Below are 14,184 nucleotides of genomic sequence, written 5' to 3'. Positions count from 1 at the left end.
ACCGTCAGCGGCGCAGGGCGGCGTAACGATCGCAATCGGTGGTGTGATCCATGACCATGCCAGTGGCCTGCATGAAGGCATAGCAGATGGTCGGCCCGACAAAGGTGAAGCCGGCCTTCTTCAGGGCCTTGCTCATGGCCGTGGCCTCGTCGGTCACCGCCGGCACCTCGTTGCGCTGGCTGAAATGATTGATTTTCGGCACCCCGCCGACGAACGACCAGAGCCACTGCGCCGGCTCGTCCAGCGCCAGCCATGCCCTGGCGTTGCGCCGCGCGGCGTTGAGCTTGAGGCGGTTGCGGATGATGCCGGGGTCGAGCATGCGCTCCTCGATCTCGGCATCGGTCATCTGCGCCAGGCGCTGCGGGTCGAAGCCGAACAGCACCTCACGGTAGCGCTCGCGCTTCTTCAGCACCGTGATCCACGACAACCCGGCCTGAAAGCCTTCGAGCAGCAGCATTTCGAACAGCGCGCCGGGCTCGCGCTGGGGCGTGCCCCACTCGCTGTCGTGGTAGGCCTGGTACAACGGATCATCGGTACACCAAAAGCAGCGTGGCATAAGGCTCCAAGGGTAGAGGCGGGGGCGAATCGGGTTATACTCCCGCTCTTTATATTCGCAGCCCTGGAAAAGGTGAATTTCGTGAGCCAGCCTACGCCAGCCGTGCGTACCTTCCAAGACCTGATCCTCGCCCTGCAGCAGTACTGGGCCGAGCAAGGTTGTGTGGTACTTCAGCCCTACGATATGGAAGTAGGCGCCGGCACTTTTCATACCGCCACCTTCCTGCGCGCCATCGGCCCGGAAACCTGGAACGCCGCTTATGTGCAGCCCAGTCGTCGCCCGACTGACGGCCGCTACGGCGAAAACCCCAACCGCCTGCAGCACTACTATCAGTTCCAGGTGGTCCTGAAGCCGAACCCGGACAACTTCCAGGAACTGTACCTGGGCTCGCTCAAGCACGTGGGCCTGGACCCGCTGGTGCACGACATCCGCTTCGTCGAAGACAACTGGGAGTCGCCGACCCTGGGCGCCTGGGGCCTGGGCTGGGAAGTCTGGCTCAACGGTATGGAAGTGACCCAGTTCACCTACTTCCAGCAGGCCGGCGGCATCGAGTGCTACCCGGTCACCGGCGAGATCACCTACGGTCTGGAGCGCCTGGCCATGTACCTGCAGGGCGTGGACTCGGTCTACGACCTGGTATGGGCCGACGGCCCGTTCGGCAAGGTGACCTACGGCGACGTGTTCCACCAGAACGAGGTGGAGCAGTCCACCTACAACTTCGAGCACGCCAATGTCGACAAGCTGTTCGAACTGTTCGACTTCTACGAGAGCGAAGCCAAGCGCCTGATCGAACTGGACCAGCCGCTGCCGCTGCCAAGCTATGAAATGGTGCTCAAGGCCTCGCACACCTTCAACCTGCTGGATGCACGCCGCGCCATCTCGGTGACCGCGCGTCAGCAGTACATCCTGCGCGTGCGCACCCTGGCGCGTGCCGTGGCCCAGGCCTACCTGCTGGCCCGTGCCAAGCTGGGCTTCCCGATGGCGACCCCGGACCTGCGTGACGAAGTATTGGCCAAGCTGGAGGCTGCACAATGAGTGCTCAAGATTTCCTGGTAGAACTGGGCACCGAAGAGCTGCCACCCAAGGCCCTGAACACCTTGGCCGAAGCCTTCCTGGCCGGCATCGACAAGGGCCTGCAAGCGGCCGGCCTGAGCTTCGAGAGCAAGACCGTGTACGCCGCGCCACGTCGCCTGGCGGTGCTGATCACCGCCCTGGCCACCCAGCAGCCGGACCGCAGCGTCAACCTCGACGGCCCGCCACGCCAGGCCGCGTTCGACGCCGACGGCAACCCGACCCAGGCCGCCCTGGGTTTTGCCAAGAAGTGCGGCGTGGACCTCAGTGAAATCGACCAGAGCGGGCCGAAGCTGCGCTACAGCCAGAACATCGTCGGCAAGCCGACCGCCAGCCTGCTGCCGACCATCGTCGAAGACTCGCTCAACGACCTGCCGATTCCCAAGCGCATGCGCTGGGGTGCACGCAAGGAAGAGTTCGTGCGTCCGACCCAGTGGCTGGTGATGCTGCTCGGTGACCAGGTCATCGATTGCACCATCCTCGCCCAGAAGGCCGGCCGCGACTCGCGTGGCCACCGCTTCCACCACCCTGAGGCCGTGCGCATCACCTCGCCTGCCAACTACCTGGCCGACCTGCGCGCCGCCTATGTGCTGGCAGACGCCAACGAGCGCCGCGAGCTGATCAGCAAACGCACCGCCGAACTGGCCACCCTGCAGGAAGGCACCGCGATCGTGCCGCCGGCCCTGCTCGACGAAGTGACCGCGCTGGTCGAATGGCCGGTGCCGCTGGTGTGCTCGTTCGAGGAGCGTTTCCTCGAGGTGCCGCAGGAAGCCCTGATCACCACCATGCAGGACAACCAGAAGTACTTCTGCCTGCTGGACGTGGACGGCAAGCTGCTGCCGCGCTTCATCACCGTGGCCAACATCGAGAGCCGCGATCCGAAGCAGATCATCGAAGGCAACGAGAAGGTCGTGCGCCCGCGCCTGACCGACGCCGAGTTCTTCTTCAAGCAGGACAAGAAGCAGAAGCTCGAAAGCTTCAACGAGCGCCTGCAGAACGTGGTGTTCCAGGCACAGCTGGGCAGCGTGTTCGACAAGGCCGAGCGCGTGGCCAAGCTGGCTGCGTTCATTGCCCAGCGCATCGGCGGCGACGCCCAGCGCGCGGCGCGTGCCGGCCTGCTGTCCAAGTGCGACCTGGCCACCGAGATGGTTGGCGAGTTCCCTGAAATGCAGGGCGTTGCCGGCTACTACTACGCCCTCAACGACGGCGAGCCCGAAGACGTCGCCCTGGCCCTGAACGAGCAGTACATGCCGCGCGGTGCCGGTGCCGAACTGCCCTCGACCCTGACCGGTGCGGCCGTGGCAATCGCCGACAAGCTCGACACCCTGGTCGGCATCTTCGGCATCGGCATGCTGCCAACCGGCAGCAAGGACCCCTATGCCCTGCGCCGCGCCGCCCTGGGCGTGCTGCGTATCCTGATCGAGAAGCAGCTGGACCTGGACCTGAACGAGGCGGTGAACGTCGCCGTCGCCCAGTTCGGTGCCAAGGTCAAGGCTGCCGGCCTGAGCGAGCAGGTGCTGGAATTCGTCTTCGACCGCCTGCGTGCGCGTTACGAAGATGAAGGCATCGACGTGGCCACCTACCTCTCGGTACGTGCGCTCAAGCCAGGCTCGGCACTGGACTTCGACCAGCGCGTGCAAGCCGTGCAGGCGTTCCGCAAGCTGCCGGAAGCCGCAGCCCTGGCTGCGGTGAACAAGCGTGTGTCCAACCTGCTGAGCAAGGCCGAAGGTTCGGTGGCGACCTCGGTAGAGCCCAAGTACTTCGACAACGCCAACGAGTTCTCGCTGTACTCGGCCATCCAACAGGCCGATCAGGCGGTACAACCGATGGCCGCTGCGCGTCAGTACAGCGAGTCGCTGGCGCGCCTGGCCGCGCTGCGCGAGCCGGTGGATGCGTTCTTCGAGGCGGTGATGGTCAACGCCGACGACGCCAACGTGCGAGCCAACCGTTATGCCCTGCTCAGCCGCCTGCGCGGTCTGTTCCTGGGCGTGGCCGACATCTCGCTGCTGGGGTAGGACGTGAAGCTGCTGATTCTCGATCGGGACGGGGTGATCAACCAGGACTCCGACGCCTACATCAAGTCGCTGGACGAATGGATTCCCATCCCGGGTTCGATCGAGGCCATTGCGCAGCTGAGCAAGACCGGCTGGACGGTGGCGGTGGCCACCAACCAGTCGGGCATCGCCCGTGGCTATTACAGCCTGGCCACCCTCGACGCCATGCACGCGCGCCTGCGCGAGCTGGTGGCGGCGCAGGGCGGCGAGGTGGGACTGATCGTCTATTGCCCGCATGGCCCGGACGACGGCTGCGATTGCCGCAAGCCCAGGCCGGGCATGCTGCGCACCATTGCCAACCATTACGCGGTCGACCTGGCCGGGGTGTGGTTCGTGGGTGACAGCAAGGGTGACCTGGAAGCCGCGCGCGCCGTCGATGCACAACCGGTTCTGGTAAGGACCGGCAAAGGCGAGCAGACCCTGAGCAAGGGCGTGCCCGAGGCAACGCTGATTTTCGATGACCTGGCGTCGATCGCCAGTGCACTTATCCACACACAGGCGGGTTAGCCCGCAACGGTACATTCCGCTATGTCGATCCTGCAGGCGATCAGAATTTTTCTTTTTTACCTGCTGCTGGGTACCAGCTCGTTGCTGTGGTGCACCCTGAGCTTCTTTATCGCGCCGTTCCTTTCGTTCCGCGCCCGTTACCGCTTCATCAATGTGTACTGGTGCCGTTTTGCGCTGGTGCTGGTGCGTGTTTTCCTGAACATTCGGGTGAACGTCACCGGGGCCGGGAACATTCCGGCGCAACCCTGCGTGATCCTCTCCAATCACCAGAGCACCTGGGAGACGTTTTTCCTCTCCGCCTATTTCCAGCCCTTGAGCCAGGTGCTCAAGCGCGAACTGCTATACGTGCCGTTCTTCGGGTGGGCCATGGCCATGCTGCGGCCCATCGCCATCGACCGCGACAACCCCAAGGCTGCGCTCAAGCAGGTGGCCACCGAAGGCGACAAGCTGCTCAAGGACGGTGTGTGGGTGCTGATCTTCCCGGAGGGTACCCGCGTGCCGTTCGGCAAGATCGGCAAGTTCTCCCGTGGCGGTACCGCGCTGGCGGTTAATGCCAACCTGCCGGTGCTGCCGATCGCGCACAACGCCGGCAAGTACTGGCCCAAGGAAGGCTGGGGCAAGCGCGCCGGCACCATCGAGGTGGTGATCGGCGAGCCTATGTATGCCGAAGGCACCGGGCCACGCGCCATCGCAGCGCTCAACGACCGTGCGGCGGCATGGAACGAGCAGACCCAGCGCGACCTCGGTTCGCTGCCGGCGCACGCCCCCGACGACGCCCAGCCGGTGACCTGACCGTTCTGTGGATAACGTGTGTACAGTATTTGGATTTCTTTCAGAAAAATTCGCTAACCTTATGATTTAAATGCTTATTTCTCTGTATTACTGTTTTGCGAAAATCGTGCATAAGTTTTTTCGCGCGATAAAAAAACCGGCTTTTAGGCCGGTTTTTTTGTGGATTACTTAAGGCCCTTTCACACCTTGTCCAGGTCCACCTTGTTGGTCTCCTTCAGGCAGAAGATCCCCACCACCAGGCTCACCCCGGTAATCAGCACCGGGTACCACAGCCCGTAGAAGATATCCCCGGTATACACCACCAGCGCGAACGATACCGTCGGCAGGAAGCCGCCGAACCAGCCATTGCCGATGTGATACGGAAGCGACATCGAGGTGTAGCGGATGCGCGTGGGGAACAGCTCCACCATCACCGCCGCCAGCGGACCATAGGTCATGGTCGCGATCAGGATCATCACCACGATCAGCAGCACCACCATCGGCTGGTTCACGTTGGCCGGGTCTGCCTTGGCCGGGTAGCCAGCCTTTTCGATGGCCGCACGCATGGCCGCTTCGTCGAAGCCGTCGATACGCTGCTCGCCGATGGTCACCACCACCTCGGTACCGGCAGGCACCGATTGCGAGCTGTACGGCAGGCCCTGCTTGACCAGGAAGGTCTTGACCTTGTCGCAGGTGCTGTCGAAACGTGCCTTGCCCACCGGGTCGAACTGGAAGGTGCAGCCCTGCGGGTCGGCCATCACCACGATCGGCGCCTGGCGGCTGGCCGCGTCGATCTGCGGGTTGGCGTAGTGGCTCAGGCCCTTGAACAGCGGGAAGTACAGCACGGTGGCCAGCAGCAGGCCGAGCATCAGGATCGGCTTGCGCCCGATCCGGTCCGACAGCCAGCCGAAGAACACGAAGAACGGCGCGCCGATCACCACGCTGATGATCAGCAGGGTATTGGCCTGGGCCGGGTCCATCTTGAGCATCTGGGTCATGAAGAACAGCACGTAGAACTGCGCGGTGTAGAAGGTCACCGCCTGGCCGGCGTTGATGCTGAACAGCGCGGTGAGCACAATCTTGAGGTTGGCCCACGAGCCGAACGACTCACGAATCGGCGACTTGCTGGTCTTGCCCTGGGCTTTCATTTTCACGAAGGCCGGCGACTCGTGCATGCTCATGCGGATCCAGGTGGAGATACCCAGCAGCACGATCGACAGCAAAAACGGCAGGCGCCAGCCCCATACCTCGAACTGGTCGCCCGTGAGGTAACGGCTGCCCAGCACCACCAGCAGCGAAAGCAGCAGGCCGAGGGTAGCGGTGGACTGGATGAACCCGGTGTGAAAGCCGCGCTTGCCGGGCGGCGCGTGCTCGGCCACATAGGTGGCCGCGCCGCCGTATTCGCCGCCCAGGGCCAGGCCCTGGAGCATGCGCAGCACCACCAGGATGATCGGCGCGGCGATGCCGATGCTGGCGTAGTTGGGCAGCAGGCCCACCGCGAAGGTCGACAGGCCCATCAGCACGATGGTGACCAGGAAGGTGTATTTGCGCCCGATCATGTCGCCCAGGCGCCCGAACACCAGAGCGCCGAAGGGCCGTACCAGGAACCCGGCAGAGAACGCCATCAGCGCGAAGATGAACGCCGTGGTGTCGTTGACCCCGGCAAAGAACTGCTTGCTGATGACGACCGCCAGCGCCCCATAGAGAAAAAAGTCATACCACTCGAAAACCGTCCCGAGGGATGACGCGAAAATGATCTTGCGTTCTTCGCGGCGGCTGTTGCCCGCTGCTGCAGCGCCCTGCTGTTGAAGAGTGTCCGACATCGTGCTGTCCTCGGCCCTTGCGGGCACAGTGATTCTTGTTGTTGTTCCACTGTCGTCGCCGGCCGACTGCTGCCGACGTCACTGCACGCCGCCCTCAGGGCGTCGCTAACGCGGTCTTGCCACTGCTGTTGCTGGCTGCGGGTGCGGCCTTAAGAATCAGTTGCGCGGCCTTCTCGCCGATCATCAGGGTGGGTGAACAGGTATTGCCAGAGGTGATCTGCGGCATGATCGAGGCATCGGCGATGCGCAACCCCGCCACGCCATGCACACGTAGTTGTGCGTCCACCACATCCAGCGGGCCGTTGCCCATGCGGCAGGTACCTACCGGATGGAAAATGGTGGTGCCGATCTGCCCGGCAGCCTGCTGCAACTGCTCCTCGGTATCGAGTGCTGCGCCTGGCAGGTATTCGACCGGTGCAAAAGCGGCGAGGGCAGGGGCCTGCACGATCTGTCGGGTAAGGCGGATGGCCTGGGCGGCGACGCGCAGGTCTTCAGGCTCGCTGAGGTAATTGGGGTCGATGACCGGTGCATCGCCGGGGTAGGCCGAGCGGATATCCACACGCCCGCGGCTGAGCGGGCGCAGATTGCACACCGAGGCGGTGAATGCGGCAAAGCGGTGCAGCGGCTCGCCGAAGCGGTCCAGCGACAGGGGCTGCACGTGGTACTGCAGGTTGGGCGTGGGCTGCTCGGGGTGCGAGCGCACGAACGCCCCCAGCTGGCTCGGCGCCATGGCCAACGGGCCGCTGCGGTCATACAGATAGCGCAGGCCCATGCCCAGCTTGCCCCAGTGGGTGTTGGCCACCTGGTTGAGGGTGCGCACGTTGCTGACCTTGTAGATCAGGCGCAGTTGCAGGTGATCCTGCAGGTTGCCGCCCACGCCGGGCAATTCGTGCAATACCGGGATGCCTAGGCGTTCCAGCAATGGCCGCGGGCCGATGCCGGAGCGTTGAAGAATGCCCGGCGAACCCACCGCCCCGGCACACAGGATGATTTCGCGGCGGGCCTGGTAACGCTGTTCGCTGCCCTGCCAGCGCGCCTGAACGGCCGACGCGCGACCATTGTCGAGCAGCACCTTGTCCACCTCGACGCCGGTCAGCACCGTCAGGTTGGGGCGGTGGCGCACGGGGCGCAGGAATGCCTTGGCCGCATTCCAGCGCACGCCGCTGCGCTGGTTGACCTGAAAGTATCCACAGCCCTGGTTATCCCCACCGTTGAAGTCGTCAATGCTGGCGATGCCGCTCTGGGCTGCCGCCTCGCGAAACGCATCGAGGATCGCCCACGAATAGCGCTGGCGTTCGACCCGCCATTCGCCAGCGTTGCCGTGCAGCTCGCTGGCGCCGCCAAAATGGTTTTCGCTGGCCTTGAACAGTGGCAGCACGTCATTCCAGGCCCACCCGGGATTGCCCTGTTCGGCCCAGTGATCGTAGTCGCGGGCCTGACCGCGCATGTAGATCATGCCGTTGATCGAGGAACACCCGCCCAGCACCTTGCCCCGTGGGTAGCCCAGGCTGCGACCGTCGAGCCCCGGTTGCGCTTCGGTCTTGAAGCACCAGTCGGTACGCGGGTTGCCAATGCAATAGAGGTAGCCCACCGGAATGTGGATCCAGGGGTAGTTGTCGCGACCGCCGGCTTCGAGCAGCAGCACGCGGCAGCCAGGGTCGGCAGACAGCCGATTGGCCAGTAGACAGCCGGCAGGGCCGGCACCGACTACCACGTAGTCGTAGGAATGATCGGCTGGTGCCATGAAGACCTCGCGCCTGATTTTTATTCTTGTCCAGGCCAGTGTTATTGATTATTTTCGAGTTGAACACGTTAGATTTCACGCAACAGCTGTGCGTTTTAGAACAACGCAAGTGAACCTCTGATTCACAAGGAAAAGCATGTTCGACTGGAATGACCTGCGGTTTTTTCTCGAGTTGCAGCGTAGCGGCCGCCTGCTCACCGCCGCCAAGCGCCTCAACACCACCCATAGCACCGTAGCCCGGCATATCGAGAGCATCGAGAGTAGCCTGGGCACGGCACTGTTCGTGCAGCACGCCCAGGGCTATGAACTGACCCCGGCCGGGCAGGCCCTGCTCAAGCACGCCGAAGCCATGGAGAACGTCGCCTTGCTGGCGCAGGAGGAGATCACCCAGGCCATCACGCCGCTGGGCAAGATTCGCCTGGGGGTGACCGAGGGCATCGGCATCATGTTCTTCACCCCGCGCATGGGCAGCCTGTTCGAACGCTACCCCGGGCTGGAGGTGGAGCTGGTCGCAGTGCCGCGCTTTGTCAGCATCATCAACCGCGAGGCAGAGATCAGCATTCACCTGGAACGCCCGCATGCCGACCTGTTGATCACGCGAAAACTCACCGATTACCGCCTGGCGCTGTATGCCAGCCCCGAGTACCTGGCCAGGGCTGCGCCGCTCAACAGCCGCGAAGACCTGTCCCGGCACAGCTGGATCGGCTACGTGGACGACCTGCTGTTCAGCCAGCAGTTGCTGTTTCTCAACAGCTTCTGCCGCGCACCGAACGTGGTGTTTCGCAGCACCAGCGTGATCGCCCAGCAGCATGCGGCGCGTGCCGGGCTGGGCATCGCGGTACTGCCCAACTACATGGCCCGCCACGACCCGCACCTGGTGCGCGTGCTGCCCAGCGAAACCATCCAGCGCAGCTACTGGATCAGCACCCGGCGCGAACTGCACAAGTCGGTGCGCCTGCGGGTAGTGTGGGACTACCTGCTGGCGCTGTGCGCCGACGAGCAAGGCGAACTGCTCGCCGAGTGAGCGGCGTTCAGCGCGCCAGGGTGTTGACCGCCAGCAACAGGGCAGCCGCTATCCCCACCAGCGCAAAGCCCTGTTGCAGACGCGGCCCGGCCAGGCGGTGGGCGAACTGGCGCGCAACCACCAGGCCCGCCACCGCACCGCCGGCAAACGGCACGCCGACACCCCAGTGCATCACCCCGCTGAGGCTGGCGCTCAACACGCTGCCCAGCGACACCAGGGCGATCACCGCCAGCGACGTGGCGACGATGCTTTTCATCTCAAGGTTGGTGTAGCGCCCCAGGGCAGGCACGATCACAAACCCGCCACCGACCCCGAGCAGGCCGGACAGCAGGCCGCTGAGCAATCCGGTGAAGGCCAACGCGCGGGCGCAGGGCAGGGTCCAGCGCAAGCGCCCCTGCAACGGGTTGAGCACACAGGGCTGCAGGGCACGATCCGCACAGGGCGGCTCGCCCCGCAGCTCGCGCCGGGCCTTGCGCAGCATGCGTGCGCAGGCATACACCAGCACCACGCTGAACCCCAGCGCCAGCGGTGCATTGTGCAGGCGATGCGCCAGCAGCAGGCCGAAGGGGGTGGCGCACATGCCGATCAGCGCGACGAACAGCGCGGCCCGGTAGCGCACCAGCCCCTGACGCAGCCCCAGCACCGCACCCACACCTGCCGCCAGGCCCACCGCGAGCAGGCCGACCGGGGCCGCCTCGACCATGCTCAGGCCCAGGCCGAACACCAGCAGCGGCACCGCAAGAATGCCGCCACCGGCGCCCGTCAGGGCCAGGATGATGCCAATGAGGGCGCCCAGACCGGCGCCGACCAGTTCATGCTCTGTCACTGGCGCGCCTCACGCAGTCGCGCAACCGGCTTGGCCAGCCATTCGCGCCCCTTGAGCATGCAGCGCCAGTACAGCGGCGGCAGTATCCGCGCCTTGAGCAGCCAGGCCAGGCGCGTGGGCCTGCGCCCGTCTAGCAACCAGCGCGGAAAGCTTGGTGCCAGCTTGCCGCCGTAGGTGAACTCGGCCAGCACGATCCTGCCGCGCTCCACCGTCAGCGGGCACGACCCGTAGCCGTCGTATTCGGCCAGACGCGACAGGCGCCCCAGTGCCACCAGCACGTTGTTGGCCACCACCGGCGCCTGCTTGCGGGCAGCGGCGGCCGTCTTGGCATTGCTGGTGTTGATCACATCGCCCAGGCCATGGATGTTGCCGTAGCACGCATGGCGCAGGGTGGCCGGGTCGACCTCGAGCCAACCGGCCGCATCGGCCAGCGGGCTGTTGCGGATGAAATCCGGCGAAACCTGCGGCGGTACCACATGCAGCATGTCGAATGCCTGCACCACGGTTTCGCTGCTGCCGTCGGGCAGGGTGCGCAGAAAGGTCGCGCGCTTGCCCGGCCCGTCCACCGCCACCAGCCGGTGTGAATAGTTGAGGTCCACACCGTAACGGTCGATGTATTCCATCAGCGCCGGCACATAGTCGGCGACACCGAACAGCACGTTGCCGGCGTTGAAGAACTGCGCCTGGATCGCCCCCAGGCGCCCGCTGCGCAGCCAGTGGTCGCACGACAGGTACAGGGCTTTTTGTGGGGCACCGGCGCACTTGATCGGCATCGGTGGCTGGGTGAACACGGCGCGGCCTTCCTTCAGGCCCTGCACCAGCTGCCAGGTGTAGGGTGCCAGGTCGTAGCGGTAATTGGAGGTCACGCCGTTCTGGCCGAGGGTCTCGACCAGGCCGTCGATGGCGTCCCAGGCCAACCGCAGCCCGGGGCATACCACCAGCTGTTCGTAGCTCACCAGGCGCCCGTCATCCAGGCTGACGGTCTGCGCCTGCGGGTCGAACTGTTGCACGGCGGCCTTGATCCACCTGACCGCCGCCGGCACGGTCGAGGCCAGGGTGCGGGCGGTGGACGCTGCACGGAACACGCCCGCGCCGACCATGGTCCAGCCAGGTTGATAGTAGTGAACGTCGGCGGGGTCGATGATCGCGATATCCAGGGAGGCATCACGCGCCAGCAGGCTGGAGGCGGTGGCGATTCCGGCGGCACCGGCGCCGACGATCAGCACCTTGTGGTGGCTGACCTCGCGGGCAGCGGCAGAGGAGGCGGCAGGCATGGCAGTACGTCCTTTAATAATAATTCTGGTGCAGCAGGTTCAGAGCTTGTTGAGCGGGATCTTCAGGTAGCGCACACCGTTGTCTTCCGGCTCGGGCAACTGGCCGCTGCGCATGTTCACCTGCACCGAGGGCAGGATCAGTTGCGGCATGTCGAGGGTGGCATCACGGGCTTCGCGCATGGCCACGAAGCAGTCCTCGCTGATGCCGTCGCGAATGTGAATGTTGCTGGCGCGCTGTTCGCCCACCGTGGTCATGTAGCGCAATGCACGGCCTCCGGGCAGGTAGTCGTGGCACATGAACAGGCGGGTGGCATCCGGCAGGGCCAGGATGCGCTGGATCGAGCGGTACAGGGTACGCGCATCGGCCCCGGGGAAGTCGCAGCGGGCCGTGCCGTAATCCGGCATGAACAAGGTGTCGCCGACGAACGCGACGCACTCGTCACCGGCCTGTACCAGGTAAGTCATGCAGGCCGGGGTATGCCCCGGTGTGTGCAAGGCGCGCAGCTTGAGCGTGCCAAGGTCGAGCTCGCCGTTGTCGTCCAGCAGCACATCGAACTGGCTGCCATCACGGGCAAAGCCGGGTTCGGCATTGAACAGCGTGCCGAACACCTTCTGCACCTGGGTGATGCGGCTGCCGATGGCCACCTGGCCACCCAGCGCCTGCTTGAGATAGGCGGCAGCTGAGAGGTGGTCGGCGTGCACATGGGTCTCGAGTATCCACTGCACCTGGCCACCCAGCTCGCGTACCCGTGCGATCAGCTTGTCGGCCGAGGCGGTGTCGGTACGCCCGGCCTTGGGGTCATAGTCCAGCACGCTGTCGATCAGGGCGCAGTGCGCGCTGGCCTGGTCCATGACCAGGTAGCTGATGGTCGAGGTCGCGCTGTCGAACAGCGCTTCTACATACAGGTTACCGCCGATGATCATTACCGCTCTCCAGAGAAATCCGCTGATGCCTGCCGGCCAGCCGTGCAGGCATTCGACCAACAGTCATCAAGATATGTGCCAGCGCAGATTCACGCCTGCCCCCGGCCAGCACGCCCGGTTTACCTGAGTCTGGACCCTCTGGCCGAAACTGCCTGCCACGGTTCTGGCAGCTGGTTGGCAGAGGCTGGCAGTTTTTGGCAGTGAGCGAGGCGTTCGGTTAAGCTGCGGGCCTGCCTTGCCCCTGGTGCCGTCATGCCCATGAACCCCGACACACCCGCCAGCCCCGCCCTGCAGGCGCTGGTGTCCTACCTCGAACACGAACCTCAGCCGAGCATCGTGCTCGACCTGCAGTACAACATTCTTGCCGCCAACACTGCGTACCTGCATCAATTCGGGGTGGTGGGCGCCGCGCCGATCGGCCAGAAGTGCCACCACGTCTCGCACCACTACGCGGTGCCGTGCGACCAGGCGGGCGAGCACTGCCCGATGCGCAAGGCCAGGCATAGCCGCACCCCCGAGCGGGTGCTGCATGTGCATCACACCCCGCGAGGGCCGGAACATGTGGACGTGGAGTTGCGCCCGATCCTGGACGAGCAGGGTGAAGTGATCGCCTTTGTCGAACGCCTGACCAGCATCGCCGTGGCGTCGGCACAGCCGCAGCAGTTCGGCCTGGTAGGGCGTTCGGCGGCCTTCCAGGAGGCCCTTGCCGGTGTCCAGCGGGCCGCGCCGGCGCAGATACCGGTGCTGCTGCAAGGGGAGTCCGGCACCGGCAAGGAGCTGTTCGCCCGCGCCCTGCATGCCAGCAGCCCGCGTGCCAGCGGTCCGTTGGTGGTGGTGGACTGCACGGGGCTGACCGAGACGTTGCTGGAGAGCGAGCTGTTCGGCTACGAGAAGGGCGCATTCACCGGTGCCAACCAGCGCAAGATCGGCCTGGCCGAAGCCGCCCATGGCGGCACCCTGTTTCTCGACGAGATCGGTGAGGTGCCGCTGGCGATGCAGGTCAAGCTGCTGCGTCTGATCGAGTCGGGCAGCTTTCGCCCGGTGGGCAGCCTGCGCACGGTGCATTCGGATTTCCGCCTGATCTCGGCCACCCACAAGCCCCTCAAGGAAATGGCCACCGCCGGCAGCTTTCGCGAAGACCTCTACTACCGTATCAGCGGCTTCCCGATCCGCCTGCCTTCACTGCGCGAGCGCTTCGAAGACCTGCCCCTGCTGATCGAGACCCTGCTGCAGCGCCTGGCCGGGTCCGCTGCGCCGCGGGTCGACGAGGAGGCCATGACCTTGCTGGGGCTGTACCGCTACCCCGGCAACATCCGCGAGCTGCGCAACATTCTGGAGCGGGCGAGGTTGTTCAGCGACGACGGCATCATCCGCGCCGAGCACCTGCCCACGGAGCTGAGAGCCGACTCGCCCGCCAGTGCCCCACACCGCTCGAATACCCGATTGCGCGACATCGCCCAGGCGCTGGACAGCTTCGAAGGATCGCGCAGCGAGCTTGCCCGCCACCTGGGGCTGAGCGAGCGCACCCTGTATCGGCGCCTGCGCGAGCTGGGTGTTTCTTGAGTGCTCACGCCTAGGGCGCAGCAGCACCTAGGCAGGAAAACAAAAAG

The 14,184-nt window shown here is 64.9% G+C and carries 12 protein-coding genes; 6 read left to right on the top strand and 6 right to left on the bottom strand.

All coding sequences use genetic code 11. From position 1 onward, the window contains the following. Positions 1–4: 4 nt before the first annotated feature. Positions 5–556: a DNA-3-methyladenine glycosylase I gene (locus FW760_RS07600; RefSeq protein WP_043862243.1), complete on the bottom strand. Its 552-nt coding sequence runs from the start codon at positions 554–556 to the stop codon at positions 5–7. Between the two features lie 81 nt (positions 557–637). On the opposite strand from FW760_RS07600, the gene glyQ reads away from it, so the two are divergent. From glyQ to FW760_RS07580, 4 genes are read left to right on the top strand one after another with little or no spacing between them, the layout of a single operon-like run. Beyond that, positions 638–1,591: a glycine--tRNA ligase subunit alpha gene (glyQ, locus tag FW760_RS07595; RefSeq protein ID WP_043862242.1), complete on the top strand. Its 954-nt coding sequence runs from the start codon at positions 638–640 to the stop codon at positions 1,589–1,591. Then, entirely contained in the window at positions 1,588–3,642 is a 2,055-nt protein-coding gene (gene glyS / locus FW760_RS07590; RefSeq protein ID WP_043862241.1) for a glycine--tRNA ligase subunit beta, read from the top strand. Before glyQ ends, glyS begins: the two co-directional genes overlap by 4 nt. 3 nt (positions 3,643–3,645) lie before the next feature. Then, complete coding sequence (gene gmhB / locus FW760_RS07585) at positions 3,646–4,188, top strand: D-glycero-beta-D-manno-heptose 1,7-bisphosphate 7-phosphatase (RefSeq protein WP_116052443.1); 543 nt, start codon at positions 3,646–3,648, stop codon at positions 4,186–4,188. 21 nt (positions 4,189–4,209) lie between these two features. Next, positions 4,210–4,980, top strand: coding sequence for a lysophospholipid acyltransferase family protein (locus FW760_RS07580; RefSeq protein WP_116052442.1), 771 nt, complete (start codon positions 4,210–4,212; stop codon positions 4,978–4,980). A gap of 179 nt (positions 4,981–5,159) precedes the next feature. On the opposite strand, the gene FW760_RS07575 is transcribed toward FW760_RS07580, so the two are convergent. Both FW760_RS07575 and FW760_RS07570 read right to left on the bottom strand, forming a co-directional pair. Beyond that, a complete protein-coding gene (locus tag FW760_RS07575; RefSeq protein ID WP_043862238.1) occupies positions 5,160–6,782 on the bottom strand; it encodes an MFS transporter in 1,623 nt (540 codons plus the stop codon). A 94-nt stretch (positions 6,783–6,876) separates the two neighbouring features. Further along, entirely contained in the window at positions 6,877–8,526 is a 1,650-nt protein-coding gene (locus FW760_RS07570; protein WP_116052441.1) for a GMC family oxidoreductase N-terminal domain-containing protein, read from the bottom strand. Positions 8,527–8,662: 136 nt separating this feature from the next. Here FW760_RS07570 and FW760_RS07565 point away from each other — a divergent pair, with 136 nt between their 5' ends. Then, entirely contained in the window at positions 8,663–9,550 is an 888-nt protein-coding gene (locus tag FW760_RS07565; RefSeq protein ID WP_116052440.1) for a LysR family transcriptional regulator, read from the top strand. 7 nt (positions 9,551–9,557) lie between these two features. On the opposite strand, the gene FW760_RS07560 is transcribed toward FW760_RS07565, so the two are convergent. Genes FW760_RS07560 through FW760_RS07550 form a run of 3 tightly spaced genes read right to left on the bottom strand, consistent with a single transcriptional unit; the run spans position 9,558 to position 12,574 of the window. Then, the gene (locus tag FW760_RS07560; protein ID WP_100634897.1) at positions 9,558–10,376 is read right to left on the bottom strand and encodes a sulfite exporter TauE/SafE family protein; all 819 of its coding nucleotides are present in this window, start codon (positions 10,374–10,376) and stop codon (positions 9,558–9,560) included. Then, a complete protein-coding gene (locus FW760_RS07555; RefSeq protein WP_116052439.1) occupies positions 10,373–11,650 on the bottom strand; it encodes an NAD(P)/FAD-dependent oxidoreductase in 1,278 nt (425 codons plus the stop codon). The genes FW760_RS07560 and FW760_RS07555 overlap by 4 nt, the downstream gene beginning before the upstream one ends. Before the next feature lie 39 nt (positions 11,651–11,689). Beyond that, positions 11,690–12,574 (bottom strand): MBL fold metallo-hydrolase, encoded by an 885-nt coding sequence (locus FW760_RS07550; RefSeq protein WP_116052438.1) that lies wholly within the window; start codon positions 12,572–12,574, stop codon positions 11,690–11,692. A gap of 252 nt (positions 12,575–12,826) precedes the next feature. Between FW760_RS07550 and FW760_RS07545 the strand changes: the two genes are divergently transcribed. Further along, complete coding sequence (locus tag FW760_RS07545; protein WP_078481299.1) at positions 12,827–14,137, top strand: sigma-54 interaction domain-containing protein; 1,311 nt, start codon at positions 12,827–12,829, stop codon at positions 14,135–14,137. The last annotated feature ends 47 nt before the right edge of the window (positions 14,138–14,184 follow it).

The organism is Pseudomonas sp. 1176_21, from assembly GCF_052850635.1.
The sequence above is the reverse complement of the archived record's forward strand: the minus strand, read 5'-3'. Positions and strand labels throughout refer to the sequence as shown.

Bases quoted from the DNA above. Each gene is read 5' to 3' on its own strand.
- FW760_RS07600 (WP_043862243.1), bottom strand. From the start codon at position 556: ATGCCACGCTGCTTTTGGTGTACCGATGATCCGTTGTACCAGGCCTAC.
- glyS (WP_043862241.1), top strand. From the start codon at position 1,588: ATGAGTGCTCAAGATTTCCTGGTAGAACTGGGCACCGAAGAGCTGCCA.
- FW760_RS07580 (WP_116052442.1), top strand. From the start codon at position 4,210: ATGTCGATCCTGCAGGCGATCAGAATTTTTCTTTTTTACCTGCTGCTG.
- FW760_RS07575 (WP_043862238.1), bottom strand. From the start codon at position 6,782: ATGTCGGACACTCTTCAACAGCAGGGCGCTGCAGCAGCGGGCAACAGC.
- FW760_RS07570 (WP_116052441.1), bottom strand. From the start codon at position 8,526: ATGGCACCAGCCGATCATTCCTACGACTACGTGGTAGTCGGTGCCGGC.
- FW760_RS07565 (WP_116052440.1), top strand. From the start codon at position 8,663: ATGTTCGACTGGAATGACCTGCGGTTTTTTCTCGAGTTGCAGCGTAGC.
- FW760_RS07555 (WP_116052439.1), bottom strand. From the start codon at position 11,650: ATGCCTGCCGCCTCCTCTGCCGCTGCCCGCGAGGTCAGCCACCACAAG.
- FW760_RS07550 (WP_116052438.1), bottom strand. From the start codon at position 12,574: ATGATCATCGGCGGTAACCTGTATGTAGAAGCGCTGTTCGACAGCGCG.
- FW760_RS07545 (WP_078481299.1), top strand. From the start codon at position 12,827: ATGCCCATGAACCCCGACACACCCGCCAGCCCCGCCCTGCAGGCGCTG.